This is a genomic window from Sphingosinicella rhizophila (assembly GCF_032378825.1).
Taxonomy (GTDB): Bacteria; Pseudomonadota; Alphaproteobacteria; order Sphingomonadales; family Sphingomonadaceae; genus Allosphingosinicella; species Allosphingosinicella rhizophila.
Map to the genome: position 1 here is coordinate 193,897 of NZ_JAVUPU010000003.1, position 17,426 is coordinate 211,322.

Genomic DNA, 17,426 nt, shown 5'->3' on the forward strand with positions numbered 1-17,426 from the left:
TTCAGACCAAGCAAAGTAGCTGAGTTGCGAACCAGTTCGCAGCTTCAGCATCGCGGTTGAGTGCCAGCATTCAAAATGCCTGGCTACCGAAATTGCGGCTTCAAGGACCGGGCCCGCTTGTCAGGAGAAACTTGTAGTCCGGCTTGAGCGGTTCTGAGGCCCCTCTGTGTTGGCTTGCCCGTCCCTACCGGGAACGTCTTAGCGGCTGCCCTTCCCCTTCGGTGTGAAAAATTCTCGATATAAGAAAAAATATCGCCGACATCTTGACAGAACAGCAAAAACTAAGTCATCTCGAAATACCAGCCTATGAGCGGCTCTCCGGGGCCGGCATTGCCGCCGGAAAAACAATTCAGGGGAACGGTATGGCCATGACACGTTACCAGTCACGAGATCGGACGGTCTTGACCTGCTGTGCCGCGGCCGCGCTGTCACTGGGGGGCTGCCTCTCCGCTAGTGAAAGTGCTGTGCCCCTCCGGGATGTCGGCACTCGGGGCGACACCCCTGTGAGCGAGTCTACCCTGATCCAAAATCGAGGAGCAAAAATTGCCTTCCACGTGACTCCGGCTCGCGCTTCGGGTCGCGGACCGACCATCGTCTTGGACGCTGGAGGGGGAGGGGATTCATCCTATTGGAATGATTTGGTACCCGAACTGGCCCGACGCACCGGCGCCCGCATTATCACTTACGATCGCGCAGGTTTCGGGGCGAGTGAGGAGCGTCCGGGACCGCTCAAGATCGAAGATGCCGTCGACGATTTGGCACAGGGGCTTAAAAGGCTGGGTGCGACCCAAAACGTGATCCTGGTGCCGCACTCATTCGCGGGCAAAATCACAACCTATTTGGCGCGGCAACATCCGGAATGGATTTCCGGGGCAGTCCTGGTGGACGCCAACGTCCCGCCATTCTTCACGGAGACTATGCTCGACCGTCAAAGCAAAGCTTACGCACCTGCAATAGCGGCAATGAAGCAATCCAAGGACCAGACCAAGCAGACCCGAAGCCAATTGGCCTTGTTTGAAAGCTTCGTCGAGACGGCACGAGCATATCACCAGGTCGCTTGGCCGGCAGGGGTTCCGTGCACCGTGATCGTTGCGGAAAACACTCCCTTCGAAGATCCAATTGACGCGGGCGCATGGAGAAATGCTCAGGCGCAGTTTGCACACACCAGTCGGTGCAAGTTGATCGTTGCAGATAAAAGCTCTCACGACGTCGCACGCGACCGTCGCGATGTCCTCATCGAGGCAGTCGTCGAGATGGCGAACAGAGTCCGATGACGGCTCCTTTCCTATCAACCACGATTACCGAACAACGGTTGTCTGTGGGCAGAACTCGGACCGGTCTTACCAATTCAATTATATATTTGCAGCGAAACTCGGCTGAACCGCGTGCGCTGCTCTACGGGGGAGGTATCACATGAAAGCATTTCTGGGCCGTGCGGGTTGGCTATCAGGCAGTGGCAGTGCTTTGGCCGTGGCAGCCGTAATCTTGTGCGCGGGAAGTGCATCGGCGCAGACCACAGCAGCCTCCGCCGACGAGACGCCAGAAGAACAAGCGGGTGCTGGCGAGAGCGGTGATGAGACCGAGATTGTCGTCACCGGTTCGCGTATCGAACGCGCCGGCTTTGAGCAGCCGACGCCCACCACGGTGCTCGGAAACACCGAAATCCGCCAGGCTGCGCAGCCCAACCTCCAGCAGGTGCTGAATCAGCAGCCGCAAGTTCGCAACAGCTCTTCGGCGACCACAAACGCCGCCAGCACGAACACCGGCGTCGCGTCGGTCGATCTGCGTGGCCTCGGGGCGGCGCGGACGCTTACCTTGATCAACGGGCGGCGGTTTGTCGGCGACAACAATCTCAACTTCGTCCCGACAAACTTGGTCGAGAGGGTCGAACTGGTCACGGGCGGTGCGTCTGCGGCTTGGGGCTCCGATGCTGTCGCCGGCGTCGTCAACATCATCCTCAACGACAAGCTTGAAGGCATCCACCTGGGCGCGAATACCGGCATTTCCTCACGCGGGGACGGTTTCCGTTATGGCTTCGACGGCGCCTTCGGCACTGAGTTTGCGGGCGGAAAAGGGCATTTCATGATCGGCGCCGAATATCTTCGGGATAAAGGCATCGGTACGACCGGCTTTAATGATCGACCCTGGTTTGGCGCCGGCCTCGTTACCGTACCGGGTAGTTGTATCAACGCTGGAGGTCTTGCTGCGCCTTGCAGGGAGCTGAGGCCAGGCGTGCCCAATCTTGGCCCGCTCACCTACGGCGGAACCGTCCTTAGTGGGGCTAATGCCGGCCTGGTATTCAACAATGATGGGACTTTGCGCGCCGCACGGCCTGAAGACGCCATCAATCTTTATACGACCATCAACGTCGCAAGCCCGGTTGAACGGATCGGCAGCTATGCAAGGTTAAGCTATGACATCGGCAATGCGACCATATGGGTGGACGCTGCATATGGCAGAGCCAAAACGAACCAGTCGTTCATAATCGATCCGGCAGACGCCGTCCTGGTGTCGGTGCTATTGGGGGACAATGCTTTCCTGCCGCCGCAACTGGCTGCCACCGGCGAACCGTTTTTCGTGCTCGGCCGCTATTCGCGCGACACATTCTTCACTCGGCTCGACGCGACGCGCGAAACCTTCGAAGGAGCAGTGGGGATAGACGGCACCTTCGGAAACGGCTGGAAGTACAGCGCGCACTTCAGTCACGGCGAAGTGGACACGACGGAGCTTCTCCTGAACAGCTCCATCCCCGGAAATTTTGCTCGTGCGCTAGATGCGGTGCAGACTGCTGGGGGTATCGCTTGCCGAGTAAATGCCGATCCGGATCCGACAAACGATGATCCCGCATGCGTTCCATTCAATCCGTTTGGCGAGGGCAACGCCTCGCAAGCGGCCGCTGATTATGTGCGCGGGACACAGTCGATTTTCGGTACTCGCAAACTGGATTCCGCTGGGATCGAGCTTCAGGGAGACCCATTCTCAACTTGGGCCGGGCCGGTAACGGTCGCCGTCGGTGCGGAAGCGCGCTGGGAAGAGCAGATTCAGGATAATGGAGCCCTCGACAAGCTGAGAGTTCCCGACGCCCACGGCAACCCCGTCAGCATTTTCGGGTCGCCTTTATACGCCGAGCCTCTCAACGGCGGCTTTAATGTCAAGGAAGCGTTTGCCGAAGCGCTGGTGCCGTTGATTAATGGCGATCAGGTGAAGGTTGAGCTGAACGGCGCTGCCCGCTATTCCGACTATAGCCGCAGTGGCGGCATCTGGTCATGGAAAGTCGGCGGAACCGCGAGGCTGTTCGACAGCCTGTTGCTGCGGGTGACACGTTCTCGCGACATTCGCGCGCCAAGCATCGGCGAACTCTTCAACGCTTCTGGTCTCGCCATCAGGGAAGCTGTGGATAGAGATCCGCCGGCGGCGCCGGGGCCTGGCTATGACCCAAATCCGATGGTCAGAGTAACGGAAGGTGGCAATCCGGATCTGGTGCCAGAGATCAGCAGGACCTGGACGGTCGGCGGTTCCTTTACGCCTTCCTTCTTCCAAGGCTTCAGCCTCTCAGTCGATTATTATGACATCAAGATCAACGGAGCGATCGGAACACCCGACACGGCGTCGATTACGGCCGATTGCGCGGCGGGAGATACTGAAGCGTGCGATCGGATCACCCGGGATCCGGTTAGCGGGACCATCACCGATGTCCGGGCGACCAATGCGAACATAGCCAGCCTCCGGACAAATGGCATCGACATCGAAGCTGCCTATGTGCTGCCCATGTCCCGTGTCTCTAATATGCCGGGTGCATTGCGCTTCCGCGCTCTTGCTACCTACGTGAATGAACTCGTCATCGACGGTGTGAACAAGGCGGGTAGCGTTGGAGACATAGCCATCGGTGGAATTCCGCACTGGCGGGGCAATTTCAGCGCTACCTACCAGAGCGACACTTACGGCCTGGATCTCCGTATCCGCTATGTTGGGGGCGGCAAGTTCGACGCATCGCAGCCCAACATCGTGAACAACGACGTGGGTGCGCGCACCTACGTGGATCTCGGTGCCCAGTTCAAGGTGGCAGACAAGTTCACCTTCTTCGGGAACGTCAGGAACCTGTTCGACAAGGACCCGCCGCTGGTCGTTCAATTGGGCGGATTCAATTATGATTCCGTCGGCCGGTACTTCACTGCGGGAATTCGTCTGGACTTTTGATTTCGCGCCACATGGGCAGAGCGAAACTCGCTCTGCCCAGACTTGGAATTTTATGAAATTATTTATCGGCATTGCGGGTCTCTTGCTCGCCTTCTCCCCTTTTGTCGCGCACGCGCAGCTGCAGCCGCGGCCAGTCCCGAACCCTGGTGTCCAGTCTTTCACGTTCCAGTCGCCATCGATGGGCGTCCGCTATTCTCTGAATGTCGGCCTCCCGGCGGGCTACAAGGCGGGAGACGGCAAGAAGTATCCGGCTCTGATCGTCACGGATGGGGATTCGACCTTCGGCAATGTCTATGAGTCCGCATCCACGCTCGATGGCGTCATCACGCCGCTGTTCATCATCAGCGTCGGCACGTCGCTCGAAGAGGGTGGGGACTTGCACACCAGTCGGCGGATCTACGAATTTTCTCCCCCAGGATGGGATCGACAAGACATCTTCGGCCAGGGCGTCGAGGAATATTGCAAGAGGTACAAGTCGCCGGAAGGCCGATGCACCGGTGGTTCGGCGAAGTTCCTCCAATCGATGACGACCGAAATGATCCCATTGCTCGCGGCAAAGTACCCGATCGACACCAAGCAGCTCGGCCTCTTCGGTCTGTCGGCTGGGGGGTTCTTCACCTCCTGGGCCATGTTCCAGCCGAATACTCCGTTCAACAAGTATATCATCTCAAGTCCCGCCATGTCGTACGGCAAGGGCGAGATCTTCCGCCAGGAAGCTGCCTACGCAAAGACTCACAAGGATCTTCCGGTCGGCGCTTATTTGGCCTCCGGCGTGCTCGAAGCTTCGGATCCGATGCTTGAGGGAATGGGAGAGATTGTCAGCGGAATGTCGCATTTGGCCGGCGTGTTGGCCAGCCGCCATTATCCCGGACTCAAGATGACGATTGAGTACCACCCCGGAATGGGGCACTCGGACGTAATGGGAACTTCGGTGGTGCGGGGGCTGCGCTCCTTGTACGCGAAATAATCTGGATGCCCCCTCGAGACGACACCTTGGCTTGCGAGACCTCACAGAATCGGCAGCTCCGGGAGAGCATAGCGGCAAAGTGGGACGAGCTCCCGTCTGAGATCTCCTCATACTCAAACGCCTCGACCATCCGGAGGCCCAAATGAACCGACGTCAACTGATCACAGCCGCTTTCCCTCTGGTCCTAAGCGCTCACCCTGCCGTCGCGAAAGCACTTGGCGGGGATGCCATTGTGCCTCCCGCATCCTCCCCCGCCTCGGCGGGGGGGATAGAAACCATAGCCACAGCCTTTCTCAACAGCGGCCATGGCGTGGGCCTCTCTGTGGCGGCAATGCGGAACGGAAAACTGCTGCTCGCCGAGGGATATGGGATCGCCAATCTGGAGACCAACACGCCCGTAAATGCTGCTAGCGTTTTCAGGGCAGGCTCAATCACTAAGCAGTTCGCGGCGGCGGCCGTCATGCGGCTCGTCGAAGCTGGTCGCCTCGACCTAGACGCGCTGGCCGCAAAATACATTCCGGAGATGGCATCAACAGGCCCAATCACTGTGCGCATGCTGCTGAACCAGACCTCGGGCCTGCGCAATTATTCCGGCCGCGAGTTCGCCGAGCAGCAGAAGATCGACCGCACGCCCAAGCAGATGCTGGATTATATACTGGGGCAGCCCGAACTCATGAACTTCTCGCCTGGGGATCGTTTTGAATATTCAAACTCCAACTACTTCCTGCTTGGCGTCATGGTCGAGCGAGTGGGCGCGCGGCCGCTTCAAGACACGCTTGGCGATCTGATCCGCGATGCAGGTTTGAAGCAGACCGCGGTCGATCATGCCTCCGACATAGTGCCGCAGCGGGCGGATGGCTACGCGCTGATCGACGAAAAGCCCGGCCGCTTTCGCAAGGCGGACTATGTTTCCATGGACAATGCGGGCGGCGCGGGCGTGCTGCGGTCTACGCCTTCGGATCTGGTCAAATGGCACCAGGCTTTGTTCGCCGGCCGCGTCGTCAAGAAGCGTAGTCTCCAGCAAATGCTGAAGACTGGAACGCTTAATAATGGGCGTCCTGTGCTCCGGGATGATTCACCGATCGCACAAGGAAAGCCCGCTTATGGCTTCGGGTTGGAGGTGGGGACCTTCGATGGGCTTCAAGCGATCGGCCACGGCGGGTCGGTTCCAGGCTATACGTCCTATGTCGTCACCTTCCCGCGACAGCGACTGTCCGCGGCGGTCATGATGAACGTCGATCCCAACCAGCAAATGCCCTTCGCCGCAATATTGCGTACGATCCTTGCTGCTGGCTCGACTGTGCCGGGCTAAGAAGGGCTTGCTGAATATGCTCGCCATTAACGCAGGGAACGAAAGCAACGATGCCAAATCTGAACGGGCTTAGCCCGGCAGATGCAGTCAGGGAGCGAAATGCATGGCGGTGAGGAAAACAACGAAAATCCTATCCCGCCGGGCGGTGCTTGGAGGTGCTTTGGCACTGACCGCCAGCGGATTTCCCATGATCAACCGAGGCTATTATCGCCTTAACGCGAGGACGCCCCGGGCATATTCAAAGCGCGCCCTTGATCTGATGAAATCATCCACGGTCATCGACATGCTGAGTTCCTTCAAGCTCGATCCCAGCGATGGCTTTTTCTCGAGACCTCTCAGCCAAAAGGATGAGAGGGAATTTCGTTCGAGCGGCATCAACTGTCTTCACTTCGCGTCAGGGGTGGGCGGGCCGGATGCCTTCGAAGGCGCTTTGACGTTCCTCGCCAGACAACAGAATTTTGCCGGTCGGCATAGCCAAGTCTTCGCTCTCGTGGACAAGGCTGTGGACATTCTCCGGGCCAAGCGTGACGGTCAGATCGCCGTTATCATGGGGTTGCAGAATTCTGAGCATTTCCGGCATGCGTCCGACGTCAAATTCTTTTATGACCTGGGCCAGCGCGTCTCTCAGCTGACTTACAACAGTCAGAACCGGATCGGCTCCGGCTCTACCGATCGTGCCGATGGCGGTGTTAGCGATTTTGGCCAAGCGATCATCGCCGCAATGAACGATGCCGGCATGCTGGTCGATCTATCCCATTGCGGCGATCGCACGACGCTTGACGGCATCAGCTTATCGCAGACCCCGGTTTCTATTACCCACAGCAACTGCCGCGCCCTCAACGACCATCCGCGGACCAAGACCGACGAGGCCATCAAGGCATGTGCGGCGAAGGGTGGAGTGATGGGGATAACCGGGGTGCGCATGTTCGTGAGCGGGAGGGAGCCGACTAGCCTTGGCGACATGGTGGATCATATCGATCATGTCGTGAAGTTGGTCGGCATCGATCACGTCGGGATAGGCAGCGACATCGATATGAACGGCTATGATGACATGTCACCCGCTGCGCTTGCTCAGGCGCGGGCATCCTACAAGGCAAGTTATGCAATCCGCGAAAAGGCAGACATCGAAGGATTCGATCATCCGTTGAAGATGTTCGACCTGACGGAAGAACTGCTTCGTCGTAAATATTCGGACGCGAACATCACCGCTATTCTGGGTGGGAACTTCCTCCGCCTCTTAACGACTGTGTGGGGAGGCTGACGTCACAAGACGCCAGCCCCTCGCTCGGCCAGACCACAAATCCGGTAGTCTAGCGTCAAGCCATTTCAAATCTGATATCTTGTGCCCCTTCCCAAAGGGCCAGTCGCCCAAGTTGCGCCAGCTGATCCAAACCTTCAGTTATGCTGAGGAAGTGATTGCCAGCCAATTGGCCCAGCTTGCTCGCGAAGCGGACCCCGCCGTAAGCGAGAAGAATCTCGGTCTCGCTGAAGCCGCCGGGGTAGAAGATGAACTGACCCGGCGCGGGATAGCTCGTCGCGTTCTCGACCGGCAAGTCTATGGCCTCATCGCCAAGCGGGATCCAACAGCCTTCCCCGCTCCAACGCACATGGATGATGCGTTCGGAATAGGGCAGGCAGGATTTGAAGTAGTCGCAAGTCCTGGGCGCGGATTCAGCTTCCAGTCGGCCGAGAAAGGTAAAAGGGCCTGCTATTATTTTTAGATTACTCATATTCTGTCCTCTTTTTAGCGACCGAGACAGATTCATCGCCCGCCGATCAGGCCTAGTCGCTTGGTGTCGAACTCTCGGATCATCTGAAGGAGTGCCTGCTTACCACCAACAATCTATTTCATAATATGGAAAACAATGTACGCAACGGAAAAATATGTTGCCGTTCTGGCCGATGGGGCTAGACCTGTGTCTGGTTATGGCTTTTTCGCGATTGGCAGGGTCTATGATTTTGAGCTTCTCTACATGTGTCGAGGTCGAAGCTCACCTCCGCAGTGGCTCTCGAACGATCGTGATTCCGATCGGATCGACTGAACAACATGGACCTACTGGGCTGCTTGGGACTGACTGGATGTGTCCGGAGATCATCGCGGCGCGCGCGGAGACTCAGAGCAATCAAGTTCTTATCGGTCCGACCTTCAATGTCGGCATGGCGCAGCATCACCTCGCCTTTCCTGGCACCATTTCGCTTCGTCCCTCAACGATGATGCTGGTGCTGAAGGACTGGATTTCCTCGTTTTGCGCTCAAGGCTTCCAGACAATTTATTTCTTAAACGGCCATGGCGGAAATATCCCGACCATTGAGGCGGCGTTTTCCGAATTCTATGCGGAGGCGAGTTATGAGAAACGCAGGTCTAGCCTGATCCTGATCTTGCGCAATTGGTGGCAGTTAGCTGGTGTCGAAGAACTGGCGCGCCGGCAATTCCCTCACGGTCATGGCAGTCACGCGGAGCCGTCCGAAATCTCGGTCACACAGGCGGCATATCCTGCATCGATAAAGACCGCGCACTGCCATCCGCCGATCGCACCCAGCGGGCCGGTCCGCGATGCGCTCGATTTCAAAGCGCGTCATCCCGACGGGAGAATGGGATCTGATCCGCTCCAGGCAGATCCTCGCCACGGGGAAGATTTGATCGCGCTCGCTGCCCAGGGGCTGTTGGCTGAACTTGCCGCTTTGGAAGCAGGGCATGATCAGCTCGGCTGATGTTTTCTGTCTGTATCAAACACGAAAGGTCATGACATTGTCCACCCATTCGCGGCTTGCACCGGCGAGCAGTCCGATCCTCCACTTTCACAACCCCAATGCAGATCCGTGCACTCCCTACGACGTTGAACTGCAGACTGTGTTGGACCAGCACGGTTTCAACGACGCAAAGGAGGTCATCGGGCAACTGCCGTGGTACAACCCCACTCCGCTACGTGAACTTAAAGGTTTGGCAGAAGCCATCGGTGTCGAGCGTATTTATCTGAAGGACGAAAGTTCGAGGTTCGGGCTGAAAGCCCTCAAGGGAGTTGGCGGATCCTATGCTATTTACCGGCTGCTTGCCTGTAGGCTGCAGGACATCACGGCCGCCTCAAAGATAAGTGTACGTGACATCCTCAGTGGAGGTTACGCAAATGCCATCGAAAGCATCACCGTTGCATGCGCCACCACCGGCAATCACGGCCGTTCCGTAGCCTTCGCCGCGAAGTCGTTCGGCTGTCGATGCAATATCTATGTTCCTCTGAACACAAGCCCAGGCCGCGTCACGGCGCTTCAGCAACTTGGCGCGAACGTGGTGCGGATCGAGGGTAATTACGATCTCGCGGTCAAGGCCGTCGAAGCAGATGCGCAAGAAAACGGCTGGTACATCATATCGGACACCTCTTACGAAGGTCATGAAGACACACCACGCGACGTTATGCACGGCTACCAAGTCATTGCCGACGAAATCGTTGAGCAACTCCCGGCAGACACCATTCCAACGCACGTGTTCGTGCAAGCCGGGGTAGGCGGAATCGCGGCAGCCATGTGCTCCCACTTCTGGCAGAAATGGGGATCTCGGCGCCCAAGGTTTATCGTTGTCGAATCCAAGGAAGCGAATTGCCTCTACCGCAGCGTCGAAAGCGGCAAGCTGGTAATCGTCGATGGAGCCCATAACACGAAGATGTATGGCCTTGCAGCGGGGAAGCCGTCGCTGAACGCACTGAAAATTCTAAGAAAGGGCGCCGACGACTTTCTTGCAATCGACGACATAGAGTCATTCGAGGCCATGAGGCGATTGGCCAATCCAGAAGGCAATGATCCTGGCCTAGTGATTGGAGAGGCGGGCGGTGCGGGAGCAGGTGCCCTCATTGCCATAATGGGAGAGCGCGAAGAGCTCCTTCGATCGAAGCTCGAGCTGACGAACCAAAGCATTGTCCTCCTGTTCGGAACTGAAGGAGATACTGATTCAAACAGCTATGCGAGCATCGTTGGTCAGGCGGCGAACCTCTAGCGGAAACTCAGCGTGATCAATCCAGTGCACGGGGCTGTCAGAATAACTGACGGAACTGTCAAGTTAACCGATCCGAGATGCAGCCTGCACAACGGCTGCCGCGATCAGGCTGCGGCAGCTTCATTCCAGGCGTGAAAAGCCTGGCCGCGGAACTTCCTCAGAACGGCGCGGCTGGTAAGATGCCTTTGGGTGTAGAACGTATTGTGGACGGCGGAGAAGGTGTCGAGGAAACGCTGGGCTGATCCCTGGGACTTGAACCTTTGCATCTTTCTCTCTCGTCGCCGGATGGGCAGATGCGAGTTCTCGGCTCGGTTGTTTTCCCTCAATCGACCGCTTCGATGGAGGTGGCCGATGCCCAGGCGCTTCGCCGCGCTGCTGTAGGATCCCAACCCATCCGTCACGATCCGCTCAGGGTAGACATCCTGCGTGAGCAGAAGGTTAGCGAGGAAGCGCGTTGCTGTGAGGACATCGCGATAGGGCCGCATGACCATGTCGAGGATCTCGCCTTCATCATCGACAGCCCGCCAGAGATACATTCGCCTGCCGCCTACCGAGCAGACCATCTCGTCGAGGTGCCAGCGAGGGGAGGGCGCTGGCCTCCTGGCCTTCAGTTTCTCGGCGATCTGCGGACCGAACTTGATCGTCCAGCAACGGATAGTCTCGTAGCTAACCTCGATACCGCGCTGAGCCAGGAGCTCCTCCACATCGCGAAGGCTGAGGGTGAAGCGGAAATAGAGCCAAATCGCGTAGCGGATGACATCGGGAGGAAATCTGTGACGCTTGAACGAGATCGGCTTCATCAACCCTGTCTCCATACGGGCCGCACCGGCCCACAACCAGAGACAAGTTAGCATTAGCCTGACAGCACCGGTTAGTGACAGGGCAGGGGCGCCTGATGCCTCGTCTCCGCAGGCCCGCTAGCCTGTTTCGCTACTTTAACTCGTCACCCGAAGTGATCCGCCTGGTGGTGGTGATGTAGATACTCTTCCTTCGGTCTTTTAGGAACGTTGAAGACTTCCTGTCCGAACGCGGCATCGATAATTGCCGTGAAGCCGTGCGGCACTGGTGGAGCCGGTTCGGCCCGTTGTTTGCCGCTGATATCCGGCGCCAATATGTCAGCTGGCGCTGTCCAAGCTAATGCGTGGGCGTTCAGAATGCGACGCTGGCGCTGTTCCTGACGGCCACGGTGCTGGATAGCGTTGAGCTATCAGTCAGTCAGAACATCTATGGCGTGCTGATGCTGTTGAATGCCGGCATTCTCATCCGGATCTTCAGGAAGAAGTTGGTGTGTGACCCAGTGGCATCGACGGACATGAGCGCAGACGTTGATGTCGGAGCCAGTGCACACGTCGGCAATCAGGGGTAGGGCCGAGGCAACAAATGCGCGTCGGCGTCGCAATCTGGCGGGATCCGTTTCCCCCGGCCTCCAAGAAAGCAGGCCCGCCGCACATTTGATGCGTGGGGTGGGATGAGGAGGACGTGATTCCGAAACGGGGAGGGGTCAACCAGTCGAAGTCCGGTGGGACCCCGACAGGTGGCATTCTATTGGATTCAGCTCGACGCCTGGGCGTGAATTAAAGCGCCTTCGCAAGGCGCGCAGCTCCGCGCAGTCGATTGGAAGAGGCCGCTCGATCCGCCGCTTGAGAAGGCGAGAAGGCTGGCGCTCCGCAGGGCGCTCGGCGTCTCGCGCAGTAGCTTCAACGCCTGGCGCACCGCGGAAAGCGGCGGCCTGAGACACCTTAGATGTCCTAGCTCTAGAGCCAGGATTAGTCATTTGCGTCGCAATGCGCGTTTCTCAATATGTCATGCTGATGAGTGGCCGCCGCGATGTCGGTATGGGTTGCCTCCGCAACCCATACCTTTCCGTTCCAGCTTGCCTGGCCCGATTGTGCCACCTCGCCTCTCCCACTTGCCTCGCACAAGTGCGGTCTCGTGATCCTTCGGCCCTCGGTTTGGCAGGCAAATCTGCTCAAACTGGACGTGCCCGATCAGCGTTCGCCTGGCCGAAATCGCCGCGCCGCCGCCGGGAGGCGAGAGTTCGCGATAATTCCGCCATTCACTTCATCGCAATCTGAGCTGCCGGAGGGCCACCCCCATGCCAAAACGACTTCTCTTCCTTGTTGCGCTGGTGGCGGCACTGTCCGCGCCGGCGAGTCTGCCTGCCCAGCGGACATCCGGTGTTGAGCCGGTCGTTCGCCAGGGCGGCGATATCCCAAGCCGCTATTCTCCGGCGATACAGGGAAGCGATTTCGAACGTCGGGAATTCATGATCCCGATGCGGGACGGCGTGAAGCTCTACACCGTCATCCTGGTTCCCAAGTGGGCGGCCGACACGCCGATCGTGATGAGTCGGACACCTTATAATGCGTCAGCGCGTTCGGCGCGCACCACCAGCAAATCAATGATCAACGCGCTTGCGCGTGAGGACGAAGCATTCGTCCGGGCCGGTTATATCCGGGTGTGGCAGGACGTGCGCGGCAAGTACAAGTCCGAGGGCGACTATGTTGTGACGCGGCCGATGATCGGGCCGCTCAACAGGACCAACACCGATCACGGCACCGACACCTACGACACGATCGAGTGGCTGGTAAACAAGGCCAATCTGCCGGAAAGCAATGGCCGGGTCGGCATGATCGGTTCCTCATATGAAGGCACCACTACTGTGATGGCCCTGATCAAGCCGCATCCGGCGCTGAAGGTCGCCGTGCCTGAAAGCCCCCTGGTTGATGGCTGGATCGGTGACGACTGGTTCCACAATGGTGCGTTCCGGCAGCATATGGCCAATTATATCGCCGAGCAGACCGGAGACAGAGGCAAAGCACGACCGCCATCGCGCGGCGGTTACGACGACTATGAAAACTTCCTTCGTGCCGGATCGGCAGGTGCTTGGGGCAGCGCGCATGGCTATGATCAACTGCCGTTCTGGCGACGCCTGGTCGACAATCCGACCTACAATCATGTCTGGCAGGGCATGGCACTCGACAAGCTGCTCGCGGCCAATCCCTCCGACATCCCGACCTTGTGGGTCCAGCCTTTGTGGGATCAGGATGATATTTACGGCGCGATCCATTCGTTCGAGGCCTTGAGGGGCAAGGGCAAGACCGGCAACAACTTCCTCGTTCTCGGGCCATGGTCGCACAGCCAGCTGAACCGCGAAGGCCGGCGGCTCGGGCCGCTCGAATATGATGGCGAGACCGTTCAGCACTATTGGCGGAATATCGTCCTACCCTTCTTTAACGAGCATCTGAAGGATGGCCCACCGGCCGGTCTACCGACCGTGACTGCCTACAATGTTGGTGAAGACCGATGGGAGACACACGCCGCTTGGCCGCTGGCCTGCGAAAAGGCTTGCCCGAGGCCGCTGACGCCCATTTTCCTGAACGGAAATGGGAATCTCGATTTCCATGCTGGCGCGGCGGGCGCCGACAGCTATGTCGCCGATCCTGCCAAGCCGGTTCCCCATTATCCGCGACCAGTCAATTTCGATGACGGCAGTTGGGTTGCCTGGCTGACGCACGACCAGCGCAGCTTCGACGGCCGTCCGGACGTGATGACCTATCAGACCGAGGTGCTGAAGCATCCGGTACGCGTCTCCGGTGCGCCGATCGCCGACATTTTCGCGCGCACGACGGGTACAGACGGCGACTTCGTGGTAAAGGTGATCGACGTCTACCCGCCGGAAAATGCGACCAATCCCAAAATGGGCGGGTACCAGCTCCCGATCAGCCTCGAGATATTTCGGGGACGCTACCGCAAGAGCTTCGAGCATCCGTCGCCAATTCCGCCGGGCAAGGTGCAACAGTACAAATTTCGCATGCCGACCGTGAACCACACGTTCCAGCCCGGCCACCGGATCATGATCCAGATCCAGTCCAGCCTCTTCCCTTATTATGATCGCAATCCGCAAACCTATGTGCCAAACATCTTCCACGCCAAAAGTTCGGACTATCAGGCCGCGACGGTGACGCTCATGCGCGGCGGCGCCAATCCTAGCCGGGTCTGGCTCCCGATAGTTCCCATTGATCGGTCTGCAGAAGCGGCAAGATAAGGCCGGTCATGCGGAATGGCGTTGTCGGGGCTTGCCCGGCCACATGCACGGATTGAGACATATTTCGGGCAATGATGCCTAATGCAAGTCCCTGGAATCTGTTTACTTTTTGCCGCACTCGGATTCCAGATGCGCTACTCTGATCCACTCGCCGGGTTGGGCGGATTTGGAACTCTCATGACCCTCCGCAGGTTCACCTGATACGGAGGCGGAACAATGCAGAAGCCCGACGAATTGGAGCTGAACTCCGATAGATCGTTTCAGTCGAAGCTTTGGCGTACGCAGCGGCTTGGTTGGCTCCTGATGATTATCGTGATCGTTGCCGCGCTGGTCGGGCTGACTGGAAAGGGCGGCCCGCTCGCCAGTAATACGCTATCCGGCACGGGCGGCACATTCACCTATCCTCGTGTCGCCAGATGGCAGAGCGCCGACGAACTGCGGCTGAAGGTGGCCGGTTCTACCGGGGGTACAGCTACGATCGAACTGGGAACCGGGCTCATAGATGCGCTGGCCATAGAGCGCATCAACCCCGAGCCAATTCGCAGCGTGGCGACGGCCGAAGGGCAGCGTCTGGAGTTCGAGGTCGGCCCCGGCCCGGAGCCAAAGGAGATCATCATCAGCATTCGGCCATCTCGTCCTGGATGGGTGCGACATGCGCTGGTTCGACCAGGAAGTGGTTCGCCCGTCTACGTCTCTTTCTTGGTCCTGCCCTAGGAGACAAAATTGGAATCGGTGCTCAGAGGCGTCGCGATCTACATCCTTGTACTGATCGTCATCAGGATTTCTGGCCGCCGCACGATGGCACAGATGACTCCCTTCGACCTGGTGCTGCTGCTCATCATTGCCGAGACGACACAGCAAGGTCTGCTTGGCGATGATTTCTCCATCACGAATTCCGCCATATTGATCGTGACACTCTTCAGCCTCGACATCGCGCTTTCCTACGTGAAGCAATTTTTTCCGGCTGTGGACAAGTTCGTCGACGGGCGCCCGACGCTGTTGATCGCAAACGGCAAGCCGGACGAAGAAGCCCTGCAATGGAGCCGCGTAGGCATGGACGACGTGATGTCAGCCGCGCGCGCTCAGCATGGGCTGGAACGCCTGGAACAGGTGAAGCATGCAATTCTGGAGACCGACGGCAACCTCAGCATCATTCCGAAATGAGCGAGGCTATGACGCAATCCGGCAACACGCATCACCGGCGACATCCACCCCAATGATTGCCCGCCAATATTGCATCGGGAGAATGACGAGGGGAGGCCGGGTGGCGATCTTCGTCATCATGACTCTGTCGATCGGAAGGACGCGCGCAAGGCCTTCTTGTCCGGCTTGCCGACACTGCTGAGCCGAATTCTGTCCGTGAACAAGACCGACTTCGGCGCCTGTACCGCGCCCTTGCGCGCGCGGACGAGCGCGATCAGCTCGGCCTCCGAGACGATTGCGCCATCGCGCAGCACCACAACCGCTTTCACCGCTTCGCCCCATCTTTCATGCGGCACGCCGATCACGGCGGCGGCGGCGACGGCGGCATGGGAGGTCAGGACATCCTCCACTTCGCGCGGATAGACATTGAAGCCACCGGTGACGATCATGTCCTTCTTCCGGTCGACGATGCGCAGGAAACCGTCGGGATCGCGAACGGCGACGTCGCCCGTGTGCAGCCAGCCGCCGGCAAAGGCCTCGGCGGTCTGCTCGGGCTTGTTGAGATAGCCGCTCATCAGCAGCGGGCCTTGTACGCAGATCTCGCCCGGCTCGCCGTCCTCTACAGGCTTGTCGTCATCGTCCATCAATTGCACCCGAACCCAGGGTACCGGGCGGCCGCAGGAAGCGAGGCGATTGAGGTCGGTGGGGTCATGATCGGCGCGCTTCATCACCGTAACCGTCATCGGCGCCTCGGCCTGGCCGTAAAACTGGAAGAAGATCGGCCCGAAAGTCTCGATCGCTTCCTTGAGCCGGCTTGGCGAGATGAGCGAGGATCCGTAATAGATGACCTCCAGGCTGGAGAGATCATAATCCTTGAGCCGCGGATGATCGAGCAGGGAATAGATCATCGTCGGCACGACGAGCATGGAATTGATTCGATACTTCTCGATCGCCTCCAGCACCGCCGTCGCGTCGAAGCCTGGCAGGACGATCATCGATCCGTGCTTCACCATCGTCGGTGTGAAGATGACGCCGCCGGCATGGCTGAGCGGGGAGCAGATGAGGTGGCGGATTTCGTCCGGCCATTCCCACTCCTTCAGCATGATATCCATCATGGTCAGCAGGCAGCGCGATGAGAAGGTGATGCCCTTGGATTGACCGGTCGTGCCGCCGGAATAGCCGAGGCGGACAATCTCCTCGGGATCGCGGTGCAGGCGAACGAGCGGCTGTGGCGCGAAGGACTCGGCGAGCTTCGTCAAATCCTCGCCTATCTCCGTCGGGCCGAGGGCGAGGAAATGATTAAGATGCGGCAGCCGTCCGTCCAGCGCGCGGGCCATGTCATGGTAATGGCTGCTGTCGAAGATCAGGGCCTCGATCTGTGCATCCTCAATCGCATAGGCGATGTCGTCTACGGAGCCGCCGGGATGCAGCGGGACGATGGTCAGGCCGGTGAAGGGCATGGCGCCGTGGACGAACAGCACTTCGGGGCGATTCCGCGAGATCAGGCCGACACGAGTGCCCCTGGCCAAATTCCTCGACTTCAACGCCTGCACATATCGGCTGAGCACGTCGCGAAATTCGCGAGCATCAACGACGCGCCCGGTATCCGCGAAGGTTACGACCGGCCGGTCCAGATCGTAGGAAAGCGAATGGATCAGGAGATCCGATTCGGAAAAGGCCGTGCTGGACATTCCGCCCGCGGTTGTTCCGTCGCCCTCAAACATGGTTGAACCCGATCCTTCTTCGCCCGCCGCCTGCCTTGACCTTGATCGCT

The 17,426-nt window shown here is 58.7% G+C and carries 15 protein-coding genes; 11 read left to right on the forward strand and 4 right to left on the reverse strand.

Features of this window, described 5'->3' with window-relative positions:
* Positions 1-263 precede the first annotated feature (263 nt).
* From RQX22_RS07035 to RQX22_RS07055, 5 genes are all read left to right on the forward strand, one after another.
* Entirely contained in the window at positions 264-1,274 is a 1,011-nt protein-coding gene (locus RQX22_RS07035) for an alpha/beta fold hydrolase (protein ID WP_315724967.1), read from the forward strand.
* Positions 1,275-1,413: 139 nt separating this feature from the next.
* The gene (locus RQX22_RS07040; RefSeq protein WP_315724969.1) at positions 1,414-4,197 is read left to right on the forward strand and encodes a TonB-dependent receptor plug domain-containing protein; all 2,784 of its coding nucleotides are present in this window, start codon (positions 1,414-1,416) and stop codon (positions 4,195-4,197) included.
* Complete coding sequence (locus RQX22_RS07045; RefSeq protein WP_315724971.1) at positions 4,148-5,164, forward strand: alpha/beta hydrolase; 1,017 nt, start codon at positions 4,148-4,150, stop codon at positions 5,162-5,164. The genes RQX22_RS07040 and RQX22_RS07045 overlap by 50 nt, the downstream gene beginning before the upstream one ends.
* 142 nt (positions 5,165-5,306) lie before the next feature.
* Positions 5,307-6,476, forward strand: a complete 1,170-nt coding sequence (locus tag RQX22_RS07050; RefSeq protein ID WP_315724973.1) for a serine hydrolase domain-containing protein — start codon at positions 5,307-5,309, stop codon at positions 6,474-6,476.
* A 103-nt stretch (positions 6,477-6,579) separates the two neighbouring features.
* On the forward strand, positions 6,580-7,737 hold the full coding sequence (locus RQX22_RS07055; protein ID WP_315724975.1) for a dipeptidase: 1,158 nt from the start codon (positions 6,580-6,582) through the stop codon (positions 7,735-7,737).
* A 55-nt stretch (positions 7,738-7,792) separates the two neighbouring features.
* On the opposite strand, the gene RQX22_RS07060 is transcribed toward RQX22_RS07055, so the two are convergent.
* A complete protein-coding gene (locus RQX22_RS07060; RefSeq protein WP_315724977.1) occupies positions 7,793-8,206 on the reverse strand; it encodes a DUF3830 family protein in 414 nt (137 codons plus the stop codon).
* Positions 8,207-8,429: 223 nt separating this feature from the next.
* Here RQX22_RS07060 and RQX22_RS07065 point away from each other — a divergent pair, with 223 nt between their 5' ends.
* Together RQX22_RS07065 and RQX22_RS07070 are read left to right on the forward strand one after the other, a co-directional pair.
* Positions 8,430-9,188, forward strand: a complete 759-nt coding sequence (locus RQX22_RS07065) for a creatininase family protein (RefSeq protein ID WP_315724979.1) — start codon at positions 8,430-8,432, stop codon at positions 9,186-9,188.
* Positions 9,172-10,461 (forward strand): diaminopropionate ammonia-lyase, encoded by a 1,290-nt coding sequence (locus RQX22_RS07070; RefSeq protein WP_315724981.1) that lies wholly within the window; start codon positions 9,172-9,174, stop codon positions 10,459-10,461. Before RQX22_RS07065 ends, RQX22_RS07070 begins: the two co-directional genes overlap by 17 nt.
* Positions 10,462-10,565: 104 nt before the next feature.
* On the opposite strand, the gene RQX22_RS07075 is transcribed toward RQX22_RS07070, so the two are convergent.
* A complete protein-coding gene (locus RQX22_RS07075; RefSeq protein WP_315724983.1) occupies positions 10,566-11,261 on the reverse strand; it encodes an IS6 family transposase in 696 nt (231 codons plus the stop codon).
* Between the two features lie 143 nt (positions 11,262-11,404).
* A complete protein-coding gene (locus tag RQX22_RS07080; RefSeq protein ID WP_315724985.1) occupies positions 11,405-11,572 on the reverse strand; it encodes a hypothetical protein in 168 nt (55 codons plus the stop codon).
* Between the two features lie 30 nt (positions 11,573-11,602).
* Between RQX22_RS07080 and RQX22_RS07085 the strand changes: the two genes are divergently transcribed.
* The 4 genes from RQX22_RS07085 (at position 11,603) to RQX22_RS07100 (ending at position 15,673) form a co-directional block, all read left to right on the forward strand.
* Positions 11,603-11,827, forward strand: coding sequence for a hypothetical protein (locus RQX22_RS07085; RefSeq protein WP_315724986.1), 225 nt, complete (start codon positions 11,603-11,605; stop codon positions 11,825-11,827).
* A 729-nt stretch (positions 11,828-12,556) separates the two neighbouring features.
* Positions 12,557-14,509 carry a CocE/NonD family hydrolase gene (locus tag RQX22_RS07090; RefSeq protein WP_315724987.1) on the forward strand — a complete coding sequence of 651 codons (1,953 nt, stop codon included), beginning with the start codon at positions 12,557-12,559 and terminating at the stop codon, positions 14,507-14,509.
* A gap of 216 nt (positions 14,510-14,725) precedes the next feature.
* Complete coding sequence (locus RQX22_RS07095; RefSeq protein ID WP_315724989.1) at positions 14,726-15,223, forward strand: hypothetical protein; 498 nt, start codon at positions 14,726-14,728, stop codon at positions 15,221-15,223.
* An 18-nt stretch (positions 15,224-15,241) separates the two neighbouring features.
* A complete protein-coding gene (locus tag RQX22_RS07100) occupies positions 15,242-15,673 on the forward strand; it encodes a DUF421 domain-containing protein (RefSeq protein WP_315725546.1) in 432 nt (143 codons plus the stop codon).
* A gap of 116 nt (positions 15,674-15,789) precedes the next feature.
* On the opposite strand, the gene RQX22_RS07105 is transcribed toward RQX22_RS07100, so the two are convergent.
* Positions 15,790-17,376: an AMP-binding protein gene (locus RQX22_RS07105; RefSeq protein WP_315724991.1), complete on the reverse strand. Its 1,587-nt coding sequence runs from the start codon at positions 17,374-17,376 to the stop codon at positions 15,790-15,792.
* Positions 17,377-17,426: the final 50 nt, after the last annotated feature.

Bases quoted from the DNA above. Each gene is read 5' to 3' on its own strand.
- RQX22_RS07040 (WP_315724969.1), top strand. From the start codon at position 1,414: ATGAAAGCATTTCTGGGCCGTGCGGGTTGGCTATCAGGCAGTGGCAGT.
- RQX22_RS07045 (WP_315724971.1), top strand. From the start codon at position 4,148: ATGATTCCGTCGGCCGGTACTTCACTGCGGGAATTCGTCTGGACTTTT.
- RQX22_RS07050 (WP_315724973.1), top strand. From the start codon at position 5,307: ATGAACCGACGTCAACTGATCACAGCCGCTTTCCCTCTGGTCCTAAGC.
- RQX22_RS07055 (WP_315724975.1), top strand. From the start codon at position 6,580: ATGGCGGTGAGGAAAACAACGAAAATCCTATCCCGCCGGGCGGTGCTT.
- RQX22_RS07060 (WP_315724977.1), bottom strand. From the start codon at position 8,206: ATGAGTAATCTAAAAATAATAGCAGGCCCTTTTACCTTTCTCGGCCGA.
- RQX22_RS07065 (WP_315724979.1), top strand. From the start codon at position 8,430: ATGATTTTGAGCTTCTCTACATGTGTCGAGGTCGAAGCTCACCTCCGC.
- RQX22_RS07070 (WP_315724981.1), top strand. From the start codon at position 9,172: ATGATCAGCTCGGCTGATGTTTTCTGTCTGTATCAAACACGAAAGGTC.
- RQX22_RS07075 (WP_315724983.1), bottom strand. From the start codon at position 11,261: ATGAAGCCGATCTCGTTCAAGCGTCACAGATTTCCTCCCGATGTCATC.
- RQX22_RS07090 (WP_315724987.1), top strand. From the start codon at position 12,557: ATGCCAAAACGACTTCTCTTCCTTGTTGCGCTGGTGGCGGCACTGTCC.
- RQX22_RS07095 (WP_315724989.1), top strand. From the start codon at position 14,726: ATGCAGAAGCCCGACGAATTGGAGCTGAACTCCGATAGATCGTTTCAG.
- RQX22_RS07105 (WP_315724991.1), bottom strand. From the start codon at position 17,376: ATGTTTGAGGGCGACGGAACAACCGCGGGCGGAATGTCCAGCACGGCC.